This window comes from Eisenbergiella massiliensis (genome assembly GCF_003435485.1).
Map to the genome: position 1 here is coordinate 42,458 of NZ_QVLV01000027.1, position 24,219 is coordinate 66,676.

The window sequence follows — 24,219 nt, forward strand, 5'->3', positions numbered from 1 at the left end:
AAAAAAGACATTCCGGAGAATGCCTTTTTTATTGTCGGATCCGTGTAAGGGAAACACAGGAAAACCTGCGGGAAGGGATAGTTACACTACAGTAAAGCCTTTGGCCGCAAGACATGCTTCTACCTCATAGGTATCCTCTGTATGGAAAATAAGGATGGGCTTTCCTGAATCACGGTTAAAGGAAAGGTAGACGTAATCCACGTTGATATTGCTTTCGGATAATGCCAGCAGCAGATTGTGAAGGTTTCCCACCTCGTCGGCAACCTCCACTCCGGTCACATCGGTAAGACGGCACAGGTAGCCGGCATTTTCCAGGGCCAGGGCGGCTTTTTCGGGAGCGGATACCACCATGCGGATAATGCCATATTCCGCGCTGTCATTGGTAACGGAGCCGAGGATGTTGATCTGCTCATTTTTTAATATTCCGGTAATATCCTGCAGGGTTCCTTTATTGTTCTGTGCAAAGAGAGATAGCTGTTTCATCATAGATTTATTTCCTCCTGGAGTTTTATGGAAAGAGGCAGCTGTTCAGTTACTTTGGAGATATAAAAATGTTCTTTTATATTATACATTATTTTTCCGGAGGGAGGGAAGAAAATTTATCAACGGTACAAAAAGCAGTATTGTGGAAATAAGAAAGTGTAAAGAAACAGGAAAAAATTTGATTGCGCTTTTATGCGCTGAAAGGGGTAAGTGATGGAATATCCGTTTTCTGTCAGAGATATTATTATAAGTGATCCTTTTATTTTAGCGGATCCGGTCAGTAAAAAGTATTATACATATGCGGCGGTATTCAATCCGGAAAGATTTCCGGATTTGAAGTTCCCGGGGTGTTTTTATGCTCTGGAAAGTGAGGATCTGGTCCATTGGAGCAATCCCATAAAAGTGTTTGACAGCGATGAAACAGGTTTTTGGGCGAAGCTGGATTATTGGGCGCCGGAATGTCATATGTGGAAGGGAAAATATTATCTGATTTCTTCCTTCCGTACGGAAGGAAGCTACAGAAAGTGTCAGTGCCTGGTAAGTGATTCCCCGCTGGGGCCGTTTGTGCAGCTGCGGCAGGAAGCGGTAACGCCGCCTGACTGGCAGTGTCTGGATGGGACGCTGTATGTGGATCTTCATGGAAAACCGTGGATGGTTTTTTGTCACGAATGGCTTCAGGTAGGAGACGGGCAGATTGCTGCCGTCCCTCTGTCCGATGACCTCTCGGAGGCTGTGGGTCCGCCGGAGGTACTGTTCCGGGCGTCCGATGCTCCCTGGAGGGGAAGCTTCTGCAGGCACAGCGGCTATGTGACAGACGGTCCTTTCCTGTACCGGATGAAGGACAATTCCCTGCTTATGCTCTGGTCCAGCTTTACGGAAAAAGGATATGCCACCGGTTATGCGAAAAGCAAATCCGGAGAAATCCACGGGCCGTGGATCCAGCGTCAGGAACCGCTGTATTTCCTGGACGGCGCTCATTCCATGCTGTTCCATACCTTTGACGGCAGACTGATGATGTCGCTTCACTGTCCGAATATCCATACCAAAAAGAAAATGCTTCTGTTTGAGATGGAAGAAAAGGACGGGGAGCTTTACATCCTCAATGAAATTACAGGGAACTGGTATCAGAATGCAGGAGGAAATGCGGCGGGATATTTGTATCATGAGCCGTGCAGGGAGGAGATACGCTTCAGTGGGAAGGCGGAGGAATAGTCCCGCATTTCTTTTTTCATCTGCTGCATCCCTTCTGCAGCAGCCATTCCAGCGCTTCTGTCAGTGAGCTTACCTTTTCAAAAACGCAGGGCCCATACTTGCCGTAGCGATCCAGAAGCAGCGGCTTTATGCCGGCCTTTTGTGCCCCCAGCGCATCGGAACGCAGGGAATCCCCAATGTGGATCACTTCTTCCGGGAGGCAGCCGCTTACCTCCAGCGCCTTTTTGAAAATTCGTGTATCCGGTTTATAGGCTCCTGACATTTCGCTGGAAACCAGGCCGGCAATCGGGACATCCAGGCGGCGCAGCCCTTCCTCCAGGTACAGGGTATCATTGCTGCTAACCACGAAGACGGGTACCGGACAGTTTTGCAGGAATGGAACCGCATCCCCAAAGGGCGGGGAGCAGGTCCAGTGTTTTGTGAGCATTTCGCAAAGCATATGGGCATCATCTGTGAATTGAAAGTGTTCCATAGCCAGCAAAAATGTCCGGTATGCAATTTCATATTCTGTTTTATATTCATTCTTATTACATTCTTCCAGAAGCTCATCATGTCTGAAAAACCACCAGGCCGCCACTTCTGATGGTTTTGTTGCCTTACTCTGTTTAAAACAGCGGCCAATGACGGCATTGGCATATTCGCTTTCTTCCTGCACCAGGGTTCCCATATAATCAATAAAAACAGCGCGTATCATATCTTTCCTCCTAAATATAGTTCATTCTTTTTCCTGCCGGAACAGACCTTCTTCATGGAACAGCCTGCAACGGAGAGGACGGCTTTATTCAGGGAACGCGCTTTTACCGGACAGATCTGAATGCAGCGCATACAGGAGATGCAGCGGTTTTTGTCCGTTTGCTCAGGGTGGCTGTCCGGGATCGCGCCCACGGGACATGCTTTGGCGCAGGCACCACAGCCGGTACAGGCTTTACCAGCTTTCGGCTTGAGCGGAATGCCTTTGTATTCCCGGTAGGGGCGGCTGCCGGGCAGCGCCGGGGCAGACACCGCTGCACTGCTGCTGCAGTCTGCTGCCGGGCGCAGGAGTTCTTGAATCTGGCGGACGAATTTTCTCAGTTCAGCTTTGTCCTGGGCGTCCGGGCGGCCTGTGCCGTACTGATGCATGATGGAATGCTCCGTAACGGCGGCGATTGCTGCAACAGGGCAAAAACCGCTGTGTTCCGCCGCTTCCTGCAGCTCCAGTAGTGTATCGTCACAGGCACGGTTTCCGTATGCTGCGACAAGAACGGCAGGAGTGTGGCCGGCCTTTAGCTGTGTCAGCCGCTCCAGCGCTGCGGCAGGCACACGTCCGCCGAAGGAGGGGACGGCAATGATGCAGAAATCCTCTCTTCCGGGAGTGGCATGTGAGAGAAAAGCGCCTGACCGGGTTCTGTCGGATAAATCAATTTCAACCAGTTCTGTGGATGTTTTTCCTGATTCATCCGGCGCTCCATCGTTGATGAGCCATTCCTTAACCAGTTCGTCCAGTACTTTTTTTGTCCCTCCTGTGGGACTGAAATAGACGGTATAAAGCTTCATCTGTATTCTCCTTTTTCATCTGTCTTTCTATTCTTTTCACACAAATCCATCATTGGCTCCACCTGCTCCCAGAAATGTGTCAGCTGGCGGAGGCTGCTGCTTTTAGGATCCAGATAGTAAAAGTTCATGGTGCCCTTACGGCGCACGTTAATGATTCCCGTCTCCAGAAGGACCTTCAGGTGATGGGAGACTGCTGTGCGTGACACACTGGTTTCCTTCTGAATTTCACCTACACGCAGGCCGCATTTGCCTCCGTTTTTAATCAGGGTAATAATGATGCACTGTCTGGTATTGTCGCCCAAGGCAAAAAGAGCCGCCTGACATTGACGGAATTCCTCCAGAAAGGCTTCCCTTCGTTCCGAAAAAGTTTCCTCCATGATATTTCCCTCCAATGGTCAATTCATATTGACCATTATAGCGCGCTGGTGTTTTGACGGCAATATTGGTAAAGATAATCGGGTTCATTGAATTAATAGTTTTATGGGGCTGACAAACGGGAAAATATTAAAAATAAGCAATTAAAAGCAATGATACACGACGGCTGTGGAATTATGATATAATGTCGTCGAAGACGACATTATATCTGCGCATTCTGGTTACTGCGCTTGCCGTAGAAATCTAGGTGTTAATTCGGCCGGAGGCTCATATCCGCGGAGCGGATATGATATAATTTCGTCGAAGATGACATTATATCTGCGCATTCTGGTTACTGCGCCTGCCGCAGAAATCCAGGCGCTAAATTCGGCCGGAGGCTCATATCTGTGGAGCGGATACGATATTGATATTAAGAACATACAGGGCAGATGTGTAAATTTGGGAAACAAGAGGACGGGATGAAAAGAAGGCAGCCTGGCCTAACCAAAACATACATGGCTCTAAGGAGGAACATTTATGTTGGAATTCAGGCTTCCCCGGCATTCCTGCGGATTCACATTACCGGATGCCGAATGTACACGTTATGCAGGCCAAAAGGAGAAAAGCAGGAGGGCAGGCAATGTATGCTGACATCATAAAAGAAATTCTCAGGGAGCAGAACCGTATTTATGAAAAAACAAACAGCGGGGACTTTTCGGACGTGTGTTTCCTGGAGGGCAGGGACGCAGTATTTGGGACCTTTGATAAAAACTATGAGAACCGGCTCCGGCTGGCCTATTATATCCTGTTTATGAAAAGGGGCGGAGAAGCCCTGGTAAAAAAACTGTTTGAAGAGGAGCTGAAGGACAGGGAAACGAATTCCTTCCAGGGAATAGGAGCCTGTCTGGAGATTCTTACCTTCCTGCTGATGAAATATAACGGCGCGCACCAGTACGACGCTCTGTTTGAACGGGCAAAGAATGCCAATTTTGACTGTGCCTGCGGCTATGACAGAAATGTGGAGCAGGAGACGCAGCTGGAGCGGTGTGATATTTACGACTGTATCCATATCGCAATCGAAACCGGATACCCGGAAAGCGCCGCCAGGCTTGTAGAGGAATGGAAGAAAGAAATAAAGGAATGGGACGTACAGAATTACAGACAGCTGATATTATTTAATAAAAATACCTGCCGGGAGGCTGAAAATGAAGAGCCGTTGAAAGCGCTGCTTGCATTGGAGCGTAAAAACGGGAAAAACAGGGATATCATAGCAGCCTGGAATAATTTGATACATTTTTATATCGGCTTCGGTGAAAGAAAAAAGGCGTATGAAGCTTTTTATGAGATGCTGGAACATACGGATTTATCAGAAGTTGCCGGTATCCGCCTGTTTTCAGGCATCCTTGAAGACGCCGCGCAGCTGATCGCTATGGGCGGAGAGGAGGCGCAGCCGCTCTGGGAATGGGCCGGGCCCTTTATTGCAAAGCTGGCGGGTACGGGTAGCATGTATGGCAATCTTTATAAAAAGAGCATCCGGGCTGCACAGTGCATGAAGGATCCTATAGAAGGGGAACTGACCGCGGCCTATGAAGCGTGGAAGAGGAAAACCGGAGCCAGGTAACCTGTTGGAAGGGATTACAGTAAATACGGGAAAATGTTTAAAAATTATTATTATGAAGAATTTGCGGGAAAGGCAGGCTGTACAGCTATTTTTTAAAATGCGTGCCGGACACGCTGACAGGAGGAAGCATGCAGGATATACTTTTAGTGGAAGATGATGAGGATCTTGCCGAAGGGATACAGATGGCTCTGGGCGGTGAATTTTCCATGATACATTGTAAAACTGTGGGAGAGGCAAAACATATATTAAACGACCGTTCCTTTGGATTACTGATTCTGGATGTGGGGCTGCCGGACGGGAGCGGCCTGAAGCTGTGCGGGGAAATCAGGAAAAGCAGCAGGGTTCCCATTGTCCTTCTCACCGCCAGGGATATGGAAACTGATATTGTGGCAGGGCTGGAATATGGGGCGGATGATTATATTACCAAGCCCTTCAGCCTTATGGTGCTGCGCGCAAGAATCCGGGCGCTTCTCAGGCGGACGGAAAAGGGCCAGGAAAAGGAATATCTGCAGCCGCCCTTTGCTTTTCACTTCGCCTCCATGGAATTTTATAAAGAGGGCCGCCCTGTGGAACTGAGCAAGACGGAACAGCGGATCTTGTATTTGCTTGTTTTTAACCCGGGACAAATCATCACCAGGGAAAGGCTCCTGGAATGGGTTTGGCCGGACGGGACGGAGTATGTGGAGGATAACGCGCTTTCGGTGGGAATCAGACGGCTGCGGGACAAACTGGAGGAGGATGCATCAAAGCCGGTCTATATCAGGACCATGTATGGGAAAGGCTATGTCTGGGAGATGCCGGTATGAACAGTTTTTTATGGTTTGCAGCGGGGGCGGCCGTATGCGCTGCGGTAAGCATCTGCCTGCTGGTAAAAGAACGCGGTAAAATGAAAGCCCTTCTCCAGGAAACGCTCCAGAAGCTGGATCAGGCCATCAGCGGAAACCTGCAGGATGTGACCTATGATGAATCCATGGACGGCGCGGTGGCTGAAAGGCTGAATAAGCTGGTGGAAATGGCGGGTACGCAGCGCGACAGGGCGCAGGAAGAAAGGGATGCCGTCAAAGCGTTGATTTCAGACATTACCCATCAGGTTAGGACGCCCCTTTCCAATATTATGCTGTATACGGATTTGCTGCAGGAGCAGCCGTTGGAAAAAGATTCTCGTCTTCTTGCGGAAAAAATCAGGAAACAGTCGGAAAAACTGGAATTTTTTATGAAGGAGCTGGTCCGTTCTTCCTATACGGAGCAGGAAATGATCGCTGTAAAACCGGAAAAGATACGGGCAGACAGACTGATTGGAAGGGCCTGCCAGACGGTGGAGATGGAAGCGCTGAAAAAGAAGGTTCTGATTTCCTTTGGCGGCACGGATCTGACCTGCTGTGCGGATTTGAAATGGACAGCCGAAGCGCTGGGGAACATCCTGGATAATGCGGTGAAATACTCCCCGGAAGGGGCGGAGGTAAAGATCGAGGCGATACCCTATGACTCCTTTCTGTGCATTGCGGTAAAGGATCAGGGGCCGGGCATCATGGAAGCGGAACAGGGGTTGATTTTCCGGAGATTTTACCGTTCGCCGGAAGCCGGAAAATTGCCGGGCTTTGGAATTGGCCTTTATCTGGCGAGGGAGATCCTTTCCAGGCAGGGCGGTTATATTAAAGTTACGTCAAAACCGGGCAGGGGAGCCGTATTTCAGATGTTTTTGCCGCTATATCATTCCTGCTGATAAAGGAGGCCAGGAGGCCGTCTGCGGCGGGAAAAGGGAGTCAAAATCCGGTTCTGCAGGAAATCTGTCAAAAATGTCATCTTTGAGACAGGATGTGGAAAGATTTCTTTGTTACACTATAGAAAATTCCGCAGGACATACAAAAAGTGTGACAGCGGAAAACAAAAAAGGCAAAGCCTGTCACAGGTGATGGGCGGGAATCGGAGGTCTTGGATGGAAATTCTGGCAGCAAAGCAATTGAAAAAATATTATCAGATGGGAGATACGGTGGTTAAGGCGCTGGACGGCATTGATCTGTCCATACAAAAGGGAGAATTTGCCGCCGTTGTGGGGAAATCGGGCAGCGGCAAATCCACGCTTCTGCATATGCTGGGCGGACTGGACTATCCCACCGGAGGCGAGGTGAGGGTGGATGGCAGGGATATTTCCCGCATGGGAATTTCCCATAAGGGAAAGGATGAACTCACAATTTTCAGGCGCAGGAAAATCGGATTCGTATTTCAGAACTATAACCTGCTTCCGCTTATGAATGTGTATGAAAATATAGTGCTTCCCATAAAACTGGATGGTATCAGGCCGGATGAAAAATTTGTGGGTTCCATCCTTGAAATGCTGGGACTGAAGGATAAAAAATATGCCATGCCAAACCAGCTGTCGGGCGGGCAGCAGCAGCGGGTGGCCCTGGCCAGGGCGCTGGCGGCAAAACCAGCCATTATCCTGGCAGACGAGCCTACCGGAAACCTGGACAGCCGTACCAGCCAGGATGTATTGGGGCTGATTAAGACCTCCGGCGAGCTGTTTGCACAGACTGTGGTCATGATTACCCACAATGATGAAATTGCCCAGATGGCCGGAAGGATTATCCGGCTGGAGGACGGAAGAATCTGCGGAGGTGACGGCGGCGATGATTAAAGTGGATAACCGGAAGGTGGTGGCGGGGATTGCTGCCGATACCTATAAAGCCCATTGGAAGAGAAACATAATAACGGTTTCGGCTATATTGATGACTACTTTTTTAACGGCAGTGGTATTCGCTTTGGGATTCAGCTATTGGAATACGGTTACGCTGCGTACACTGCGGATGAACGGCATGGATTATGACGTGGAGCTATCGGAACCCAGACCGGATCAGGTGGATAAAATCAGGGCTATGGAAGACGTGGAGGCAGCAGGCGTATCCATAAAATGTGCCATATTGGAGCGGTGCGGTGATATAGAGCTGGATAAAACCCAGCTTTACTGGCTGGACGGTGTCTGCTGGGAAAAACAGTGTATTCCGGCATTGGAATTCTATGAAGGCTCTTATCCTGAGAGGAAAGAGGAAATCATGCTTTCAGAAAGCGCGCTGACGGCGATGGGTATTGAACATCCGGAAACAGGGATGCGGCTTTCTATGGAATACTATCCACTATCGGGTGACGGGAATGGTAAGATTACCAGCGGGGATTTTATCCTGAGCGGGTACTTCAGGGACTATACCGGCAGGATGAAAGGCTATGTTTCACGTCCCTTCCTGGAAGAGAGCGGTGCGAAGCAGACGGATTTTACGCAGGGTACTCTGAAAATCTCCCTGAAAAAACCTTTATACACCAGACGGGAAATTGAAAAACTGCAGCAGGGAGCGGCGCTGGACCGGCAGGTTATTAAAGCAGACTATGATACGCCGGTGAATTTCCGGAAAACAGCGGCCGGGCTTGCCGTAATGCTTTTTATGGTGCTTTCCGCAGGTTATCTGTCCATTTACAATACCCTTTACATATCCATTTCCAAGGATATCCGTTACTATGGACAGCTGAAAACCATAGGTATGACAAGCATGCAGCTTACAGGCCTGGTATACAGACAGGCGCTCTGGAATGCGCTGGCCGGGATTCCTGCCGGGCTTTTGGCAGGAAGACTCCTGGCCGGGACAGTGGTTCCTGCGGTCCTGCGCATCGTCAATCCAACGCTGGCCGCGGAGGAAATCATGTCCGAAGGACTGTGGGTTTATGTGGTGGCGGGGAGTTTAGCTCTGTTTACAGATATCTATGCCAGCAGGAAGCCTGCAAAAATGGCAGGTGACTGTGCGCCGGCAGAGGCAATCCGTTATGTACCGGTTGCCATAGGAAATAGAAGGCCTTATAAAACCAGACACGGGAAGGGCGGAGTTGTCATTTCCATGGCATGGCGCAGTCTGCTGAGGGATAAAAAACAGTTTGCTGTCATCTTCCTTTCTTTTCTCATTGCGGGAACCGTATTTTTAACTGTCAGTACTGTAATTTTGCAGAATGACGCCCGCTCCGTCCTGAATGCCACCTGGGATTATGATATCCGGTTCAAGAATGAAACAACTCTTGACGATATGGAGCCGTTGCTTACAGAAGAGAAAATTAAGCAGGTGCGGGCGGTCCCTGGGGTGAAAAGTGTCAGAATCGTTTCTTCTGCCGATATCGTTGTCCCTTTACAGGAAGAGGTATTCGGGGATTATTATCAGGCTTTGTACCAGTCGAGATTCAGTCCGGGAAATTATGAGAAGGATATGGCGGTTTATCGGGAACAGCCGGGATATTATCTGTTTATGGCACGGCTGATCGGAATTGACGGTGAAGGCTTCGAGCGGCTGAATGCACGAATGGGGAATGTACTGGAAGAAGAAAGCTTTAAAGCCGGAAAATGTGCGGTGGCGGTTCCTGTTATTATTGATGCCGGAACAGAGGCCAGGAACAGCATGATGGGGAAAACAGTCCGTTTTTTGCCGGCAGGAGACTTAGCTGAGTCCCAGGAATATGGGGGTGGTTCTGCGGAAGCCGCTGTCCGTATTGCGGCGGTAGGAGACAGCGGTGACAATCCGGCTTATTTCGGCAGAGGGTATACGCCGGATTTGATAGTAAGCCGGGAATATGCCGGACAACTGCTGGGAACAGAATTTATTGAGCTGATAGAGGTGGATTATGAAAAGCCGTTTGCTGAAGATACGGAGCGTCTTGTAAAGGAAGTATTTGCAGGAGAAGGAAAAATATCCCGGGAGTCAAAGCTGGAAAGATACGTGGAGATGAAAAAAACGGAAATGCAGGTCAGGTTTTTGGGGAACGGCATCGGATTCCTGATTGCCCTGCTGGCAGTTTTTAATTATATCCACATGATGGCGGCAGGGGTGCAGAACCGCTCAGGAGAACTGGCGGCGCTGGAAAGCATTGGAATGACGCAGGCGCAGCTGAAACAAATGCTGATGCTGGAGGGAGCCGGCTATGCGCTTCTGGCTGAAGCGGCTTCCCTGGCTGTCGGCCTGCCTGTCAGTTATGCGGTATTTCAGGGGATGAACCGGTATCATATGACTTATTCCTTTCCCTGGACCAGCCATCTGGCGGTATTTACGGTTATCCTGGTTTTATGTATCCTGGTTCCGTCGGCTATTTACAGCAGGACGCAAAGGGGAAGCGTCATCGAAAGACTGAAGAATTGGGAATAGCAGCCGTTACATCACAAGCCGCGCATTCCACCGGAGACTGAAAAAAATTCCCGCGGCCAATGAGAACGCCAGGGTTGCCGCCCCTGTAAAGGCGATGCCGTAAAAACCGAAGCGGTGATTCAACAGAAACAGCATCGGCAGATAAAACAGTCCTTTGTCAAGGAGCGCCACCAATGTGGCATAGGAGGCTTTCCCGGTGGACTGCAGGAAGGTCTGGCAAAGCTGGTACAGCCCATAGAAGGGGCCGGTAATAATGGATGCCAGCACCATGATCTGACCATAGGAAATCACTTGGGCATTGTCGATAAAGGCCATAATAATCCGGTCTCGGGCAAAAAAACAGATGAGGGTGAGAAGGGTACCAAGAATCACCGTAAAAATGCCGGTGCTTTGGATAATGTGGTTCATCCGTTCCCTGCTGCCCCGGCCGCAGTTGTAGGAAATGGCAGGCTGCATACCCATACAGATACCCATGGCCAGCATGGAAAGCAGCATTCCGATTTTTCCGGCCACACCCTGGGCCGCCAGCGCGACGGGGCCGTAGCCCATCATCAGCCGGTTGGAAATCATGGAGGAAATGCTCATTAGAAGCGTGCTGCAGGCAAGGGGAAGGCCAAGGGTGGTGACGGGAAGCAGTATTTCTTTTTTCAGGGAAAGAAACTTTGGATGCAGGGAAAAGGCGGGCTGTTTTTTCAGGATATAATAAAGAAGGTAGCAGCAGCTGATCAGGTTCCCAAAAACCGTCGCCAGGGCGGCGCCTGCCACGTCCCAGGAAAAGACCAGGATGAACAGGGCATCCAGGCCGATATTGGACAGCGTTCCCAGAATGTTTGCAATCATGGACTCCTTTGCCGCGCCGTCGGCCCGTATGATATTGGCAAAGACGTTGTTGAACAGAATTACCGGGGCGCCCAGCGCAATGATGCGCAGGTAGCTGCAGGTAAGGGAAAGCGTATCCCCGTCCGCGCCAAGGGCCAGGGAAATCGGCTTTACGGCAAGAAGGACAATGAGGAGAAAAAGAAAACCGATAAACAGGGAACCGCAGCAGCAAAGGCTTGTATAGGCTTTGATGCGTGCGGTTTCTTTTTTCCCAAGGGCCAGGGAAACCGCGGTGCAGCCCCCGCTTCCGAAGAGCGTTCCCAAGCCGGAGAGGACGGAGAACAGCGGCGCACACAGAGAGATGGCGGCGATTTTTACCGGATCCCCGGTCTGGCCGATGAAAAAAGTATCCGCCATATTATAAATAACCATTACCAGCATAATGAGTATGGTGGGCAGGCACAGATTCAGGAGAAGCTTAGAAAAAGATGCCTCTTCCAGCATTTTCTGATTTTTTCCCAAAATGATTCCCTCCTTTAAAACATCACTTGTAGATTTAATATAATTCCATTATAATAAGGCTGTCAGGAAAGAACAACCGTCAATATATCTACGAGTATAGAAATAATAAATTAAGGAGAGCCGCCTTGAATACCAGAGGAAACCAGCGTTATATTCAGACAAAAGAAAAGATCGAAGCAGTATTTCTGGAGCTGCTGAAAGAGAAGGATATCAGTAAGATTTCGGTGAGCGAGATCTGCCGTCTGGCCGGGATACACAGGACCACCTTTTACGGCCATTTTGAGGATATTTATGCTTTGATGCGCAGTATTGTAGGAGAAATGTATACACAGCTTCTGGATTTTTTTATCATAGATGAGAAGGTCTGGCTGCCGGGCGGTTTTTTGCAGCTGTTTGAGTTTATCCGTGAGAATAAGGATTTTTTCCGCAGCTATCTGGAAAGCTACAGCCGGCAGAGCCTGGCCTTTCAGGCGCTGCCAACCGTAATGGAGGATAACCTGAAGCGGCTGATCCGGGAATTTGATTTTGCGACGAAGGAGGAGCTTTATTACCATCAGACCTTTTTCTGTGAGGGGCTGAAGGCGATGATAAAGCTCTGGATCTCCAGGGGCTGCGCGGAAAGCCCGGAGGAAATGTGCAGGATACTGGAGAAGGAATATTCTCCGAACAGAAGCTTTTTCGCACAGTAAGACAGCCAGAGTGCTGTCTGGCTGCCTTGTGCGCCGGGCCGCGGCGCCTGGAAAACCTATCCGGGGGTATTTTTTAAAAGCCGCCGTTGCCATATGTGCTGCAGCGGATCGCCCCTTTAATATAGTTATTGGTATGCGCCGCCATCTCTTCGTTTGCCCGGTCGAATTCCTCCATGTCATAAACTCTGGTGACACCCTTGAAATTCCACTGGCCGCCGGCAAGGAGATCAATACATCTCTGGCAAAGGCGCGCTTCGTAGGAAATGCGCCGTTCGTGGCAATTGATTGTAGTGATGGCTTTGAAATTCCAGAGCATGTAATTAATGGATCTGGGGCCGTCGTTATGATAGCCGCCTATGCCGAGCCGTCCATGCGCACGCACCAGATCTCCGGCCAGCTGCAGTCCGTCCTGCGTTCCGGTAAATTCCATGACGGTAGGGCAGCCCATGGCAAAAAGCGGGGCATTGTCGCCGTCGCGGCTCAGGTCCACCTTTCCCATGGTATCAAAGGTCATTATGTATTCTTCGGGGATGGTGTCCGGAGTGAAAACTTCGGTGGCTCCGAAGCGGAGTGCATTTTCCAGCGCCTCCGGCCGTTTGTCTATAGCTGTGATTTTCCCATAGCCCATGGCCCTGAACAGGGAGATCATACCCAGTCCCATATATCCGCAGCCTACCACGGCGACAGGATCGCCCAGTGTTTCGATGGGCAGCTTCATAGCAGCGGAAAGCAGGCAGGCCAGCGGCTCGGAAATCGCATCCTCATCCTTCAGGCAGTCAGGCACATGAACTGTTTTTTCCGCCTGCATGACGATATATTCCTTAAAGGCTCCGCCGCCCAGCCCGGTAACTCTGTCGCCGGGCCGGAAGGCTTCCACGCCTTCTCCGACCTTTTCAACGATCCCGACAGATTCATGACCCAGCGTATCGCCCTTTTTGGCAGTCATCCACGGATACAGCTCCGAATGGCAGATGCCTGACAGGGTGACACGCACCAGCAGCTCCCCTTTGCCAATCTGCGGGACGGGCACCTCCATCACCCTGCTTTTCCCCGGCCCCTCCATTACGATTTGTCTCATAGTAGTTTTCATCGTATACCTCCTGCATGAATAAGTGATTTGAAAGGAAGCTTTCCCCCTTTTATTATAAGAACAAGTTTACATGAAGGAGCTGAAAACAGTGAGAATGAAAGCTGCAATAAGGTGGACAAAAACGACTTTCTCTGATAACGTTGAACTAAAGAAATATAGGAGGAAAAGAGATGTCCGCATATACGATAGGCGCTTCACCGGCTGTTTTTCGCTCCTGCCCGGTGCACAGCCACGAATCCTGGGAGCTGGTAATCAATACGCAGGGCAGCGGTACTGCTGAAATAAACGGGAAAAAATATGCCTTTCAGCCGGGAACGCTCATGTGCATTCCGCCGCGGCTTCGGCACAACAAATATGCCGAAGAGGGCTTCTATGATCTGTATATCCATACGCAGCAGTTCCCTCTTTCCCGGAGCCGCAGGATGGATCCGACGGAACCGGTGCTGGTTTCAGACGATGCGGAGAAGACCTTTGAAAGCCTGTTCTCCCTGCTTTTAAGGCTTCATTATAAAGGAGATTCTTCCGCATCCATGTTTATTTTCAGGGCTGTCATGCAGCTGCTGGAAGAGCGCCTGTCCTCTGCGGGCAGGGATTCAGTGACGGAGGATATTAAAAACCGTCTCATCGCATCCTTTACGAATCCTGAAATAAACCTTACGGCTATGATTGCCGACAGCGGCTATTCCACCGATTATATCCGCCGTAAATTCAGGGCCGAGACAGGGATGACTCCGGGAGAATACCTGACCGGCTTGAGGATAACCTTTGCCAGGGAGCTTCTGGAACGCAGAGGATCCTTGAAGCTTTCTGTGAATGATGTGTCGCTCATGTGCGGATTTTATGATGTGCGTTATTTTTCCAGGGTGTTCCGTAAAATAACGGGATGTGCGCCCAGCCGGTATGTGGGAAATGGGGAGGTAAATAAGAAATGAAAACAGATAACAGAGCATGGCTTATAACGTGTAATCCTAGATTGTATGATGTAATAGGTGCTTTTGCAAGATTTAAAAAAATAGAATGGAAACAGAACAATAATATCAATAAGGGGGATATCGTTTATATTTATGTGGGAAGTCCTATTAAATGCCTGAAATATAAATGCAGAGCATTAAAAGTAAATTTGGATAAAACAACAATTAATGATTCTGATTTTGTATTGGATGGTAGCAACTATAAATTTTGTGGAAGGTATATGGAGTTATTATTATTGGAAGAGTATGATATACCGGAGTTAGATATAAAAAGATTAAGAGAGCATGGTTTAAGAACAATTCAAGGACCAAGCAGAATTACGGATGAATTGAAGCGTTATATTCAGAAAATTATAACAAAGTATTATAATGTGAGTTGTTTGGATAATTCTGATATCCAAAAATTGAGAGACGAAAAATATCCAAAGGACTATGCAAATCCATCAAATATTAATACGGAGCAATGGCAGCATTTATTAAAGGATCCTAATGTTTTTAGGTTATCAGATATAAAATTAATGAAAAAATTTTATCTGTCAGATAATCATGCGACGACTTGTTCGGAATTGGCTATTCATGATGGCTGTTCGCCCTCGTCCTATACGACATCTATAGTTGCTCTCGCAAAAAGAGTATGTGTTGCAACTGGAACTGAACCATTAATTGACGAGACTGGTAAAAAAAGATGGTGGAGGATACTTTTTTGGGGAAGATACCGTGAGGATAGACATTTTGAGTGGAAAATGAGACCCGAATTGGCAACGGCGATATCTGCTTTATATCCGGAATTGAATGTGAATATGGCTGAAAAATTGGAGGAAACAGAGTTGCTTTCTGATTTAAAACAATCCAGTCTCAAAAATATGACATTAGGATTTCAGCATAAGGGAATACCAAGAAAAAAACAGGTTGCTATTTATAATAACGGATGTAAAGTATATAAACGTGATAGGCAGATTTCTATAAACGCTTTGGCACATGCATGGTATAAATGTGAAGTAAATGGATTGCACTGGACCTTTATACGAAAAGGTTCAGATAAAAATTATACGGAACCGCACCACTTGGTTCCAATGTCTTATTCCGATATGTTTGAGGTATCCCTGGATGTAGAGGAGAACATAGTATCGTTATGCAGCAACTGCCATAATCAGCTTCATTATGGTGAAGGAGCTGAGTTACTACTGAAAAAACTATATAACGAAAGAGAAAAAGAGTTGGAGAATGTTGGAATACATATTGGTTTTAGTGAATTGCTGAAAATGTATGGAATTAAATAATATATGGAAAAAGTATTTTAGTTGTGTTTGTATATCGTGATACTTTTTCTATAGTTAGAAAAGAAAGATAAAAATAATAAGATACTTAAAAATATGTTTACTTTATTAGTAAATATTACTTCCGAAAACTGCAATTAATCTAAATACCCATTCCGTTTCGTTAAAGAACATCTTCTCATCCTATGCTATAGTAAAGTCAGCGGACACCGACAGTATCTATGCAGATTTCCAATAAACCCAGCATCTTCAGGTCAGGTGTCCTCCCGTCTCCCGTATAATAGCCACAGTTCCGTATTTTTACAATTAAGATTGCCGAAATATCCATATTCCTGTATGCTTAGGATAACAGGAAGAGCAGGGCTTCCCGTATCCGTTCGGGAAAACCTGCATCACTGCAATAGAAAGGAAGCTTAGCCGGTGAACAATATTGAAAAAGAACTGCTGGCACTTTTTGCGGATCCCGCCTACGGCATAACGCTGAAAACCATACGAAGGATACGTTTTCCGGCGAACTATCGTTTTGAAAGCCATGCCCATCCTGAAACAGAAATCAATTACATCAATTCCGGCTGCTGTATGATGGAGGTGGAAGGGCAGGTTATCCCCCTCAAGCGGGGAAGCTGCATAATGGTAAATCCGTACAAGAAGCATCTTTTTATGGTGGATGTGAGCAAATCCTGTGCCATAACCCAGCTGATATACCAGGCGGCGCTCCCCGGGCAGATACCGGACTGCCTTCCCTGTTTTAAGGGAGAAAGCGTCTGTCATGTATTTCAGGACTGCGAGGAACTATGCGGCCTGCTGGAAAGCATACAGCGGGGATATAAAAAAATACGGGATAACTGCTATGCTAAAGCGCAGTTTGATTTCACCATGCTGCAGCTGTTTGCCATGCTGTCCGGCTGCATAGAGGAAGAAAACCGGCTTATGGACGGCTGCCGGGGCAAGCTGGAGGAAGCGCTTAAAAAAATACACGGCAGCCTGGAAGAGGAAATCAATCTGGAGGAACTGGCGGGAGAGCTGGGAATCAGTTCGAGATATCTCAGGAAATTATTTGCAGAGCGTTTTGGTATTGGCTGTTCCCAGTACATAACGATGCTCAGGATAGCAAAGGCCAAGGAATATCTGCGGGATTGGGATAAGGGGGTCACGGAGGCGTCCGCCCTGGCCGGCTTTAACAGTCCCCAGTATTTCTGCCGTGTATTCAGACGGCATACGGGAATGACGCCGACGGAATATAAGAATCTGAAAAATGAGGATTGATGAAATACCGCAGCCATTCTGTGGTATACAGGAGGTTCAGGGATGACAAACAGAGAAAATTTTTTATCGCTTCTGAGGAGAACCGGCTATGAAAGCGTGCCGGTGGAATTCAGTCTCTGCCCGTTTTTAATTGAGCGGATGCGCAAAGAGCTTGGCGTGGAGGATTACCAGGAATATTTTCAGTTCCCCTGGAGGAGAGTGGAGGATATAAAACTGGTTAACCATGATGTGGAGCAGTACCGCAGATTCTACCTGCGCCCGTTGGCGGAGGGCGCGGATATCGACACCTGGGGCGTGGGCCATGAAAAATCACCCAACAGCATGCATATGACTTACATGCGCCATCCGTTGGAGAATGCGGAGGATATGGAGGATTTTCTGGACTATCCTTTTCCTGATTATGCCCATGGTAATAACTCCCATCAGAAAAAACAGGTGGAGGAAATCAAGAAGAGGGATCTGATTGCATTGGGAGATATGCAGACCACCATCTGGGAGACGGCCTGGTATCTCCGCGGTATGGAAAATCTGTTCTGCGATATGATGGCGGAGGAGGAAACTGCGGTTTTCCTTTTTGACAAGGTGCTGGAAACCTCCAAAATCAGGGCCCGTTCCTATGCGGAGGCGGGCGTGGACGTCCTGTTTTTCGGAGATGATATCGGGATGCAGCATACGATTATGATGAGTGAGGAGCTGTATTGCAGCTGGATTAAGCCCCGCCTGAAGGAGCTGGTGGACATGGTGAAGGAAATCAATCCGGAAATCCTTATTTTTTACCATTCCTGCGGTTTTGTAGAGCCGTTCATCCCTCACCTCATTGAGGCGGGAATTGATGTGCTCAATCCCATTCAGAGCGAATGCATGGATTTTAAAGAGATCTGCAGAAAATATGGAGACAGGATATCCTTCCACGGAACCATTGGAACGCAGACGGTAATGCCCTTCGGCACGCCTCAGGAGGTAAAAAAAGCGGTCTGGGATAATCTGGATGCCGCCGGCAAAAAAGGCGGATTGTTTGTAGCGCCCACCCATATCCTGGAGCCGGAGGTTCCGCTGGAAAATATCCTGGCTTACGTGGAAGCCTGCCGGACCTATCGGAAATAAAAAAATGACGGAATTTGTCGGATGATGCAAAAATGATGCAATTTTGATGGAGATTTGATGCATCCTGCGTGTAAGCTTGAAGGGAAAAGACAGATAATGATAATCACGCGCAGACACATGGAATATGGTTGGCTGAGAATCTCTGATTTTCAGCCTTTTTAAGTTGACTATACCTTTATGGAAAGCCCGGCCGTGCGCGTGGAAAAATACCGAGGGGAGCACAGGGACAGGATGAAAAGAAAAATAGTGACAATTTGTCTTGCATGGCTTTCAGTTCTTTTTGTGGTAGGCGGGAGCCGGCCTGAGAGCTGCGGAGCCGAAAGCAAGATGGCAAAATATGAACCGGCACTTATTTCAGGCGCCGTGGATATGGTGCGCAACAAAGAAACGATGAAGGAAGCGTTTGAGGAGGAAGAACAGGGAAGGGCGGAAGCCGCTCTGGAGGAAAATGCTGCCGGTTCGGAAGCATCGGAAGAGAAAAACGGGGAAGAGAATGGAGAGAAAATGAGCCCGGAGGAGAAGGCTGCGGAGGCAAGGGCGGATGCTTATTTTGATAATTCCGTATTTGTGGGCGATTCCATCATGCTTGGCTTCCGGAATTATGCGATGAAGCGTCAGGATTCCTTTTTGAGCCGGCTGCAGTTTTTGGCGGCAGGCAGCTATTCCGTCAACAATGCGCTTTGGGAGGTGAATGAGAAAAGCGTCCACCCCATGTATCGGGGAAAGCAGCGCCAGGTCTGGGAATCCATCTCCATGATGGGCGGCCGGCGGGTATTTCTGATGCTGGGAATGAATGATCTGAATATTAACGGCCTGGAGGGCAGCTGCGAAAAGTATAAGGAGCTGGTGGAAAAAATCAGGGAAACCGATCCGGAGGCTGAAATACATATTATGAGCATGACCTATGTCATGAAGGGAAAAGGGACGGGGCTGCTGGAAAACGACACCATCCGGGAATACAATTCCATGCTGAAGCAGATGGCTGAGGAAAATGGCTGGGGCTATGTGGACATTGCCGATGCGCTGGCCGATGAAAACGGCGATCTGGCGGAAGGATACTGCAGCGACGATTTTGCACATCAGCGGCCGGAGGCTTATGATATCTGGGTATCTGTGCTTCGGGATTATGCGAAGGAACAGCTGGAAAAAAATAACGCCGAAGGCGGCATGCAGGAGGATTTATAATGAAAAAGAATAGGTTAACCGGAAAAAAATGTGAGAAAAGGGGAACCGGGAAATTTATATGCTTCCTGGCGGCAATGCTGCTTCTTGGCGGCTGCGGACAGGCGGATGGAGCAAAAACGGATGGCGGAAAAACGAATGGCGGCATAACGGATGGCGGCATAACGGCCGGAACAGATATAAATGTAAAGGAACAGGAAAGCGAGCCGGAGGCAGCCTCCGGGGAAGCGCTGTCCGTACAGGAAATTTATGATTTGGTGACCGAATCGGTCACCCTTATTTCACCTGTAATCATGCAGGATAATTTCATAGAAAATTATTACAATATCGATCCCGCCCTGCTTGAGGAGTACGTATTTTCCATGTCTGAGGAAGCTACAAGCGCGGAAACCGTGGTTATTATGAAATTGAAGGATAAGGCGGATGCAGATAAAATCAGCGCGGCGCTGCAGCTTGTAATTGAGGAAAAGAGCGGAGAAATGGAAAATTATCTGCCCGGGCAGTATGATATTGTGAAAAAAAGCGCCGTAAAAACAGAAGGCAGCTATGTGTATCTGGTTATTTCAGAACAGGCGGACGCCATTGAAAAAATCATTGAAGCACAGCTTTAGAAAGGACGGAAACGGCGATGGTTTTCAGCAGCATTCCCTTTTTGTTTTTCTTCATGCCGTTATGCCTCCTTCTTTATTATGCGGTGCCTTATTCCTGGAAGAATGGAGTCCTCCTTCTTTTCAGCCTGGTTTTTTACGCCTGGGGAGAGCCTGTTTATATCCTCCTGATGCTGTTCGCTTCAACAGTGGATTACACGAATGGAAGGCTCATGACACGGTTTGGATCCACAGAGGGACGGCGGCGGTTGTTCCTCTGCTGTTCTGTAATAATCAATCTTTCCGTGCTGGGATTTTTTAAGTATGCGGATTTCCTTATCGATACGGTAAACGGCCTTTTCCACACAGGGCTCCGGCCTCTTGGCCTGGGACTTCCTGTAGGCATCAGTTTTTTCACCTTTCAGACCATGAGCTACAGCATTGATCTGTACCGGCGGAAGGTGCCGGTGGAGAAAAATTATCTGACCTATCTTACCTATGTGTCCATGTTCCCACAACTGGTAGCCGGGCCTATTGTCCGTTTTTCAACGGTGAATCAGGAGCTGCACAGCAGAAAAATAAGGCGTTCGGAGGTGACGGACGGCTTTTACCGTTTCCTGCAGGGCCTGTTCAAAAAAGTGCTGATCGCCAATCAGGCAGGAGCGCTGTGGGAAGAAATACGGCTGCTGGAAACGGGACAGGCATCGGCGGCCACAGCCTGGCTGGGTGCGGCGGCTTTTACACTGCAGCTGTATTTTGATTTCAGCGCCTACAGTGACATGGCTATCGGCATGGGGTGGATGCTGGGTTTCCATTTCCCGGAGAACTTCAGGTATCCCCTGTATGCGGTGTCCGTAACGGATTTCTGGAGACGCTGGCATATATCGCTTTCCACCTGGTTCCGGGATTATGTATACATTCCTCTTGGCGGCAACCGGGTGAGCACGGCAAAGCACCTGCGGAATATGCTTATTGTATGGTTCCTGACAGGGCTGTGGCATGGCGCAGCCTGGAACTTTGTCCTGTGGGGGCTGTATTACGGTGTTCTGCTTGCTCTGGAAAAATATGTATGGGGCAAAAAACTGGAAAGGCTGCCCGCAGTAATACAGCATGGCTATACATTGCTGATCGTTGTGACAGGCTTTGTTATTTTTGTGTTTGACGATTGCGGGGCGCTGGGAAGATATCTGTGCTCCATGGCGGCATGTGCCGGAAATGCCTGGTGGGGAGAGGAATTCCTCTGGTATCTGACCAATTATGGCGTTGTGCTCCTGGCGGCTGTCATCCTGGCCTTCCCGGTATACCCCTGGGCAAAAAAGAAGCTGGAGGCAGCGGGAAACGGGCCGAAAACAGCTGCCGGACTTGTGACTGCGGCGGGCTATATCATGCTGTTCCTGCTTACAACGGCTTTTTTGGTAAATGATACCTATAATCCGTTTTTATACTTCAGATTTTGACATCAGGAAAGGCGGAAGCGAAAGAATATGACAAATGCACAAAGAATCAGACGTGTGACAGCGGGACTGCTGGCAGGGATGATACTGGCACTGGCCATTGGATTTTTTGCAGCCAATAAGCAGGATTTTTCCGAGAATGAGAACAGGTATCTGGCAAAACTGCCATCCCCTGGCTGGGAGGATATAAAGAGCGGCGCCTATATGCAGGGGCTGTCCGACTATGCTTCGGATCATTTTCTTTTCCGGGATTTTTTCATCGGGCTGAAGACAAAGGCGGAGACAGCGCTGGGAAGAAAGGAAATCAACGGCGTTTATATCGCTGGGGACGGCTATCTGATTGAAGCGTATAAAAGTGCGGAGAATACGGAGCGGATTGCAGGGATTTTGAAGAGCTTTGCACAGGAGCTGGAGGGACAGGAAGCGGATACGCAGGAAACGGAGGGACAGGAACCCAGGCTTCGTCTCATGCTGGTCCCCACCGCCGTTTATGTGTATGAGGACAGGCTGCCGGCCCATGTGCAGACAAAAAATCAGATGGAAACTGCGGAAGCTGTATACCGGGCTGCCGGTATTGTCCCCATCGATTGCAGCCAGGCGCTGCTGGAACAAAAAAATGGGGAGCCTCTGTATTACAGGACGGATCACCACTGGACTACGCGCGGCGCCTACGAAGGTTACCGGGTTTTCTGTGAAAATATGGGCTTTGAGGCAGTTCCGCTTATGGAAATGGCCGCGGAAACGGTTACGGAGGACTTCCGCGGTACGATTTATTCGAAAACAGGAGACTATAGCCGGAAAGGGGATTCTATAACCATTTACACCAATCCCGCAGACCGCCTGACGGTATCCTATCTGGATACCGGGGAGGTGACGGACAGCCTTTATAATCTGGAATATACGGAGAAAAAGGATAAATATTCCCTGTTCCTGGATAATTTGCACAGTTTGATTGAAATCACCAATGAAACGGCGGGCTCTGACCGGGAGCTGGCGCTGATCAAGGACAGCTATGCCAATTCCATGGTGCCGTTTCTGGCCCATCATTATAAAAAAATCTATGTGTTTGATACCAGGTATTACAAGCAGGGTCCGTCCGCCTTTATCAAAGAGCACCCGGGCATTACGGATGTACTGATTCTTTATAATATGAACACACTGGATTCGGATCTGGGAATCCGTGGGATTTACTGATATAGTTTAGTCAAAGACTGTAAATTCCGCAACGCTTCTTTCCCTGCGAAGCTCCTGCCGGGCAGCGGGGGATGGGGCGGCCTGCGGTGCATTGGGGCAGCCAAACTGCCGGCTGAATTCCAGGTTGGCCTGGATCAGGTTGTATTCCAGCAGAACCTGCAGGGTCTGCGAAAGACATTCCGGGGTTTTGCAGTTTACCTCACATACATCCTTCAGGGAATGGGACAGGTTGAGAATGTCCAGAGAAGTGATCGCCATAGCCTGCTCCTGTATTTTTCCTGTTTCTATATTGTATTGGGCGGGGAGGGGAATTGTGCATGGCAGATACAATCCGCATATATCAATATGGCCGAACACATGGCAAAACAAATCCACATTTAGTTATCCTCCATTTTGTAGCCTATTCCCCATAAGGTTTTAATATAGGTTGCAGTATCGTCCGGGCTTCTTTTCAGCTTTAAACGCAGTCGGTTGATATGGGTATTCAATACATTTTCATTTCCGAAATAAGGTTCCTTCCAAATGAGTTCGTATAGACGTTCTTTTGAAAATGCCTGTCCCGGATGGGTTCCCAGTAAATGTAATAGTTCAAATTCCGTTGGCGTAAAATCAATGGGAATCCCCTGACGCCTGACGGTATGGCTTACCGGGTCTATCTCCAAATCCTTAATTTTAACAGCCATATCACACGGTAAAGGCTGGTAGGTTCTGGCCCGCCTGATGTTGGCTTTAATTCTGGCGGCAAGCTCGATAAGAGAGAAGGGCTTTACAACATAGTCATCAGCTCCCAGGTTTAATCCCAGTGATTTGTCGGTATCGTTATCTTTTGCAGTGATTATGATAATTGGGATGGTACTGACTTTCCGGATGGCTTTGATAATTTCCATGCCGTTCATGTCCGGCAGCTTGAGATCTATGAGAGCAAGCGCATATTCATTATAATCCGTGATACTATGAAAAGCTGTTTTTCCGTCACGAAAAGGGAATTCCTGGCTCCCTTTGATAGGCAAGACGTTCGCTCCCATCCTTTACATAAATAATCCCGCATCTGCGGAAACCGTATTTTTCCAGCAAATGCTGCATGGTCAGATTATTCCGGTGCGTATCCGCACGGAGATTGGGAATACGGTTCAGGCAGAAGGTCAGGCATTCCGCAAAGCAGCCCTTGTGCGTACCGTCGCTGCCCAGCCTGTGGATTGTCCCATAAGGTGAGTTATTGAGCCATGCGCCCTGTTCAATCCGAAGATAAGTGGGATCCTCTCCGATAATTAAAGCGAAAACAAAGTGGATTTTCTTCTTGTCGTCCGTGCCAACAAAGCATTGCCCCAGACGGATATCCTCTTTTACAAGCTCCTCCGACGGATAGGCTGCGCCCCATTGCGCGGCATTCCCGTTTTCCGCCATGTATTTTCTGGCCTGTGCATATACCGCCATTATTCCTGGTAAATCAGTAATTTGTGCAGTCTTGATGATCATAATTTCTGTCTCCTCATTTCGCATAAACTTGAAACGGCCTGATTCCCGCGTGCAACGGCCAAACGGTCCCCCCTGTGTTTTCAAGACAATTCAAGTATGATGGCCTGTTGTATGCGGCGGGGCTAACCGGATGTTACATCCGCCTCATTATACCATGATTAATGCCGGAGGCACACCGACATAAATACGATATATGAAGTCAAGAACGTTCCCG

At 48.6% G+C, this 24,219-nt stretch carries 24 protein-coding genes; 15 read left to right on the forward strand and 9 right to left on the reverse strand.

Going from position 1 to position 24,219, the window contains the following annotated elements:
- Positions 1–81: 81 nt before the first annotated feature.
- Positions 82–486 (reverse strand): ACT domain-containing protein, encoded by a 405-nt coding sequence (locus tag DXC51_RS24960; protein ID WP_021637043.1) that lies wholly within the window; start codon positions 484–486, stop codon positions 82–84.
- A gap of 210 nt (positions 487–696) precedes the next feature.
- Between DXC51_RS24960 and DXC51_RS24965 the strand changes: the two genes are divergently transcribed.
- Positions 697–1,695 (forward strand): glycoside hydrolase family 43 protein, encoded by a 999-nt coding sequence (locus DXC51_RS24965; RefSeq protein ID WP_025489457.1) that lies wholly within the window; start codon positions 697–699, stop codon positions 1,693–1,695.
- Between the two features lie 16 nt (positions 1,696–1,711).
- On the opposite strand, the gene DXC51_RS24970 is transcribed toward DXC51_RS24965, so the two are convergent.
- The 3 genes from DXC51_RS24970 to DXC51_RS24980 are packed head-to-tail and all read right to left on the reverse strand — an operon-like array spanning position 1,712 to position 3,605.
- A complete protein-coding gene (locus DXC51_RS24970; RefSeq protein ID WP_117545628.1) occupies positions 1,712–2,389 on the reverse strand; it encodes an HAD family hydrolase in 678 nt (225 codons plus the stop codon).
- Positions 2,386–3,228 (reverse strand): flavodoxin family protein, encoded by an 843-nt coding sequence (locus tag DXC51_RS24975; protein ID WP_117545629.1) that lies wholly within the window; start codon positions 3,226–3,228, stop codon positions 2,386–2,388. The genes DXC51_RS24970 and DXC51_RS24975 overlap by 4 nt, the downstream gene beginning before the upstream one ends.
- Positions 3,225–3,605: an ArsR/SmtB family transcription factor gene (locus DXC51_RS24980; protein WP_117545630.1), complete on the reverse strand. Its 381-nt coding sequence runs from the start codon at positions 3,603–3,605 to the stop codon at positions 3,225–3,227. Before DXC51_RS24980 ends, DXC51_RS24975 begins: the two co-directional genes overlap by 4 nt.
- 617 nt (positions 3,606–4,222) lie before the next feature.
- Here DXC51_RS24980 and DXC51_RS24985 point away from each other — a divergent pair.
- From DXC51_RS24985 to DXC51_RS25005, 5 genes are all read left to right on the forward strand, one after another.
- Complete coding sequence (locus DXC51_RS24985) at positions 4,223–5,203, forward strand: hypothetical protein (protein WP_117545631.1); 981 nt, start codon at positions 4,223–4,225, stop codon at positions 5,201–5,203.
- 128 nt (positions 5,204–5,331) lie between these two features.
- Positions 5,332–6,009 carry a response regulator transcription factor gene (locus DXC51_RS24990; protein WP_117545632.1) on the forward strand — a complete coding sequence of 226 codons (678 nt, stop codon included), beginning with the start codon at positions 5,332–5,334 and terminating at the stop codon, positions 6,007–6,009.
- Positions 6,006–6,926, forward strand: coding sequence for a sensor histidine kinase (locus tag DXC51_RS24995; RefSeq protein WP_117545633.1), 921 nt, complete (start codon positions 6,006–6,008; stop codon positions 6,924–6,926). Before DXC51_RS24990 ends, DXC51_RS24995 begins: the two co-directional genes overlap by 4 nt.
- A 213-nt stretch (positions 6,927–7,139) precedes the next feature.
- Complete coding sequence (locus tag DXC51_RS25000) at positions 7,140–7,838, forward strand: ABC transporter ATP-binding protein (RefSeq protein ID WP_117545634.1); 699 nt, start codon at positions 7,140–7,142, stop codon at positions 7,836–7,838.
- The gene (locus DXC51_RS25005) at positions 7,831–10,374 is read left to right on the forward strand and encodes an ABC transporter permease (RefSeq protein ID WP_117545635.1); all 2,544 of its coding nucleotides are present in this window, start codon (positions 7,831–7,833) and stop codon (positions 10,372–10,374) included. The genes DXC51_RS25000 and DXC51_RS25005 overlap by 8 nt, the downstream gene beginning before the upstream one ends.
- 6 nt (positions 10,375–10,380) lie before the next feature.
- On the opposite strand, the gene DXC51_RS25010 is transcribed toward DXC51_RS25005, so the two are convergent.
- Positions 10,381–11,715 (reverse strand): MATE family efflux transporter, encoded by a 1,335-nt coding sequence (locus DXC51_RS25010; protein ID WP_102289185.1) that lies wholly within the window; start codon positions 11,713–11,715, stop codon positions 10,381–10,383.
- A 125-nt stretch (positions 11,716–11,840) separates the two neighbouring features.
- Between DXC51_RS25010 and DXC51_RS25015 the strand changes: the two genes are divergently transcribed.
- Positions 11,841–12,404, forward strand: coding sequence for a TetR/AcrR family transcriptional regulator (locus DXC51_RS25015; RefSeq protein ID WP_180998265.1), 564 nt, complete (start codon positions 11,841–11,843; stop codon positions 12,402–12,404).
- 73 nt (positions 12,405–12,477) lie between these two features.
- Here DXC51_RS25015 and DXC51_RS25020 read toward each other — a convergent pair whose 3' ends face one another.
- On the reverse strand, positions 12,478–13,494 hold the full coding sequence (locus tag DXC51_RS25020) for an alcohol dehydrogenase catalytic domain-containing protein (RefSeq protein WP_117545637.1): 1,017 nt from the start codon (positions 13,492–13,494) through the stop codon (positions 12,478–12,480).
- A gap of 170 nt (positions 13,495–13,664) precedes the next feature.
- Here DXC51_RS25020 and DXC51_RS25025 point away from each other — a divergent pair, with 170 nt between their 5' ends.
- The 8 genes from DXC51_RS25025 (at position 13,665) to DXC51_RS25060 (ending at position 22,529) form a co-directional block, all read left to right on the forward strand.
- Positions 13,665–14,426 (forward strand): AraC family transcriptional regulator, encoded by a 762-nt coding sequence (locus DXC51_RS25025; RefSeq protein WP_117545638.1) that lies wholly within the window; start codon positions 13,665–13,667, stop codon positions 14,424–14,426.
- Positions 14,423–15,745 (forward strand): HNH endonuclease, encoded by a 1,323-nt coding sequence (locus DXC51_RS25030; protein WP_117545639.1) that lies wholly within the window; start codon positions 14,423–14,425, stop codon positions 15,743–15,745. The genes DXC51_RS25025 and DXC51_RS25030 overlap by 4 nt, the downstream gene beginning before the upstream one ends.
- A gap of 417 nt (positions 15,746–16,162) precedes the next feature.
- Positions 16,163–17,008, forward strand: a complete 846-nt coding sequence (locus DXC51_RS25035) for an AraC family transcriptional regulator (RefSeq protein ID WP_117545640.1) — start codon at positions 16,163–16,165, stop codon at positions 17,006–17,008.
- Between the two features lie 42 nt (positions 17,009–17,050).
- Positions 17,051–18,112 (forward strand): uroporphyrinogen decarboxylase family protein, encoded by a 1,062-nt coding sequence (locus DXC51_RS25040; protein WP_102289179.1) that lies wholly within the window; start codon positions 17,051–17,053, stop codon positions 18,110–18,112.
- A gap of 231 nt (positions 18,113–18,343) precedes the next feature.
- Positions 18,344–19,297, forward strand: coding sequence for a GDSL-type esterase/lipase family protein (locus DXC51_RS25045; protein WP_117545656.1), 954 nt, complete (start codon positions 18,344–18,346; stop codon positions 19,295–19,297).
- The gene (locus DXC51_RS25050; RefSeq protein WP_243003273.1) at positions 19,297–19,905 is read left to right on the forward strand and encodes a DUF4358 domain-containing protein; all 609 of its coding nucleotides are present in this window, start codon (positions 19,297–19,299) and stop codon (positions 19,903–19,905) included. The genes DXC51_RS25045 and DXC51_RS25050 overlap by 1 nt, the downstream gene beginning before the upstream one ends.
- Positions 19,906–19,922: 17 nt before the next feature.
- On the forward strand, positions 19,923–21,338 hold the full coding sequence (locus DXC51_RS25055; RefSeq protein ID WP_117545641.1) for an MBOAT family O-acyltransferase: 1,416 nt from the start codon (positions 19,923–19,925) through the stop codon (positions 21,336–21,338).
- 27 nt (positions 21,339–21,365) lie between these two features.
- Entirely contained in the window at positions 21,366–22,529 is a 1,164-nt protein-coding gene (locus DXC51_RS25060; RefSeq protein ID WP_117545642.1) for a DHHW family protein, read from the forward strand.
- A 6-nt stretch (positions 22,530–22,535) separates the two neighbouring features.
- On the opposite strand, the gene DXC51_RS25065 is transcribed toward DXC51_RS25060, so the two are convergent.
- From DXC51_RS25065 to DXC51_RS25075, 3 genes are all read right to left on the reverse strand, one after another.
- A complete protein-coding gene (locus DXC51_RS25065) occupies positions 22,536–22,787 on the reverse strand; it encodes a hypothetical protein (protein WP_147332403.1) in 252 nt (83 codons plus the stop codon).
- Between the two features lie 119 nt (positions 22,788–22,906).
- Positions 22,907–23,539 carry a response regulator transcription factor gene (locus DXC51_RS25070; RefSeq protein WP_243003274.1) on the reverse strand — a complete coding sequence of 211 codons (633 nt, stop codon included), beginning with the start codon at positions 23,537–23,539 and terminating at the stop codon, positions 22,907–22,909.
- On the reverse strand, positions 23,502–24,005 hold the full coding sequence (locus tag DXC51_RS25075; RefSeq protein ID WP_181970196.1) for a GNAT family N-acetyltransferase: 504 nt from the start codon (positions 24,003–24,005) through the stop codon (positions 23,502–23,504). Before DXC51_RS25075 ends, DXC51_RS25070 begins: the two co-directional genes overlap by 38 nt.
- Positions 24,006–24,219 lie beyond the last annotated feature (214 nt).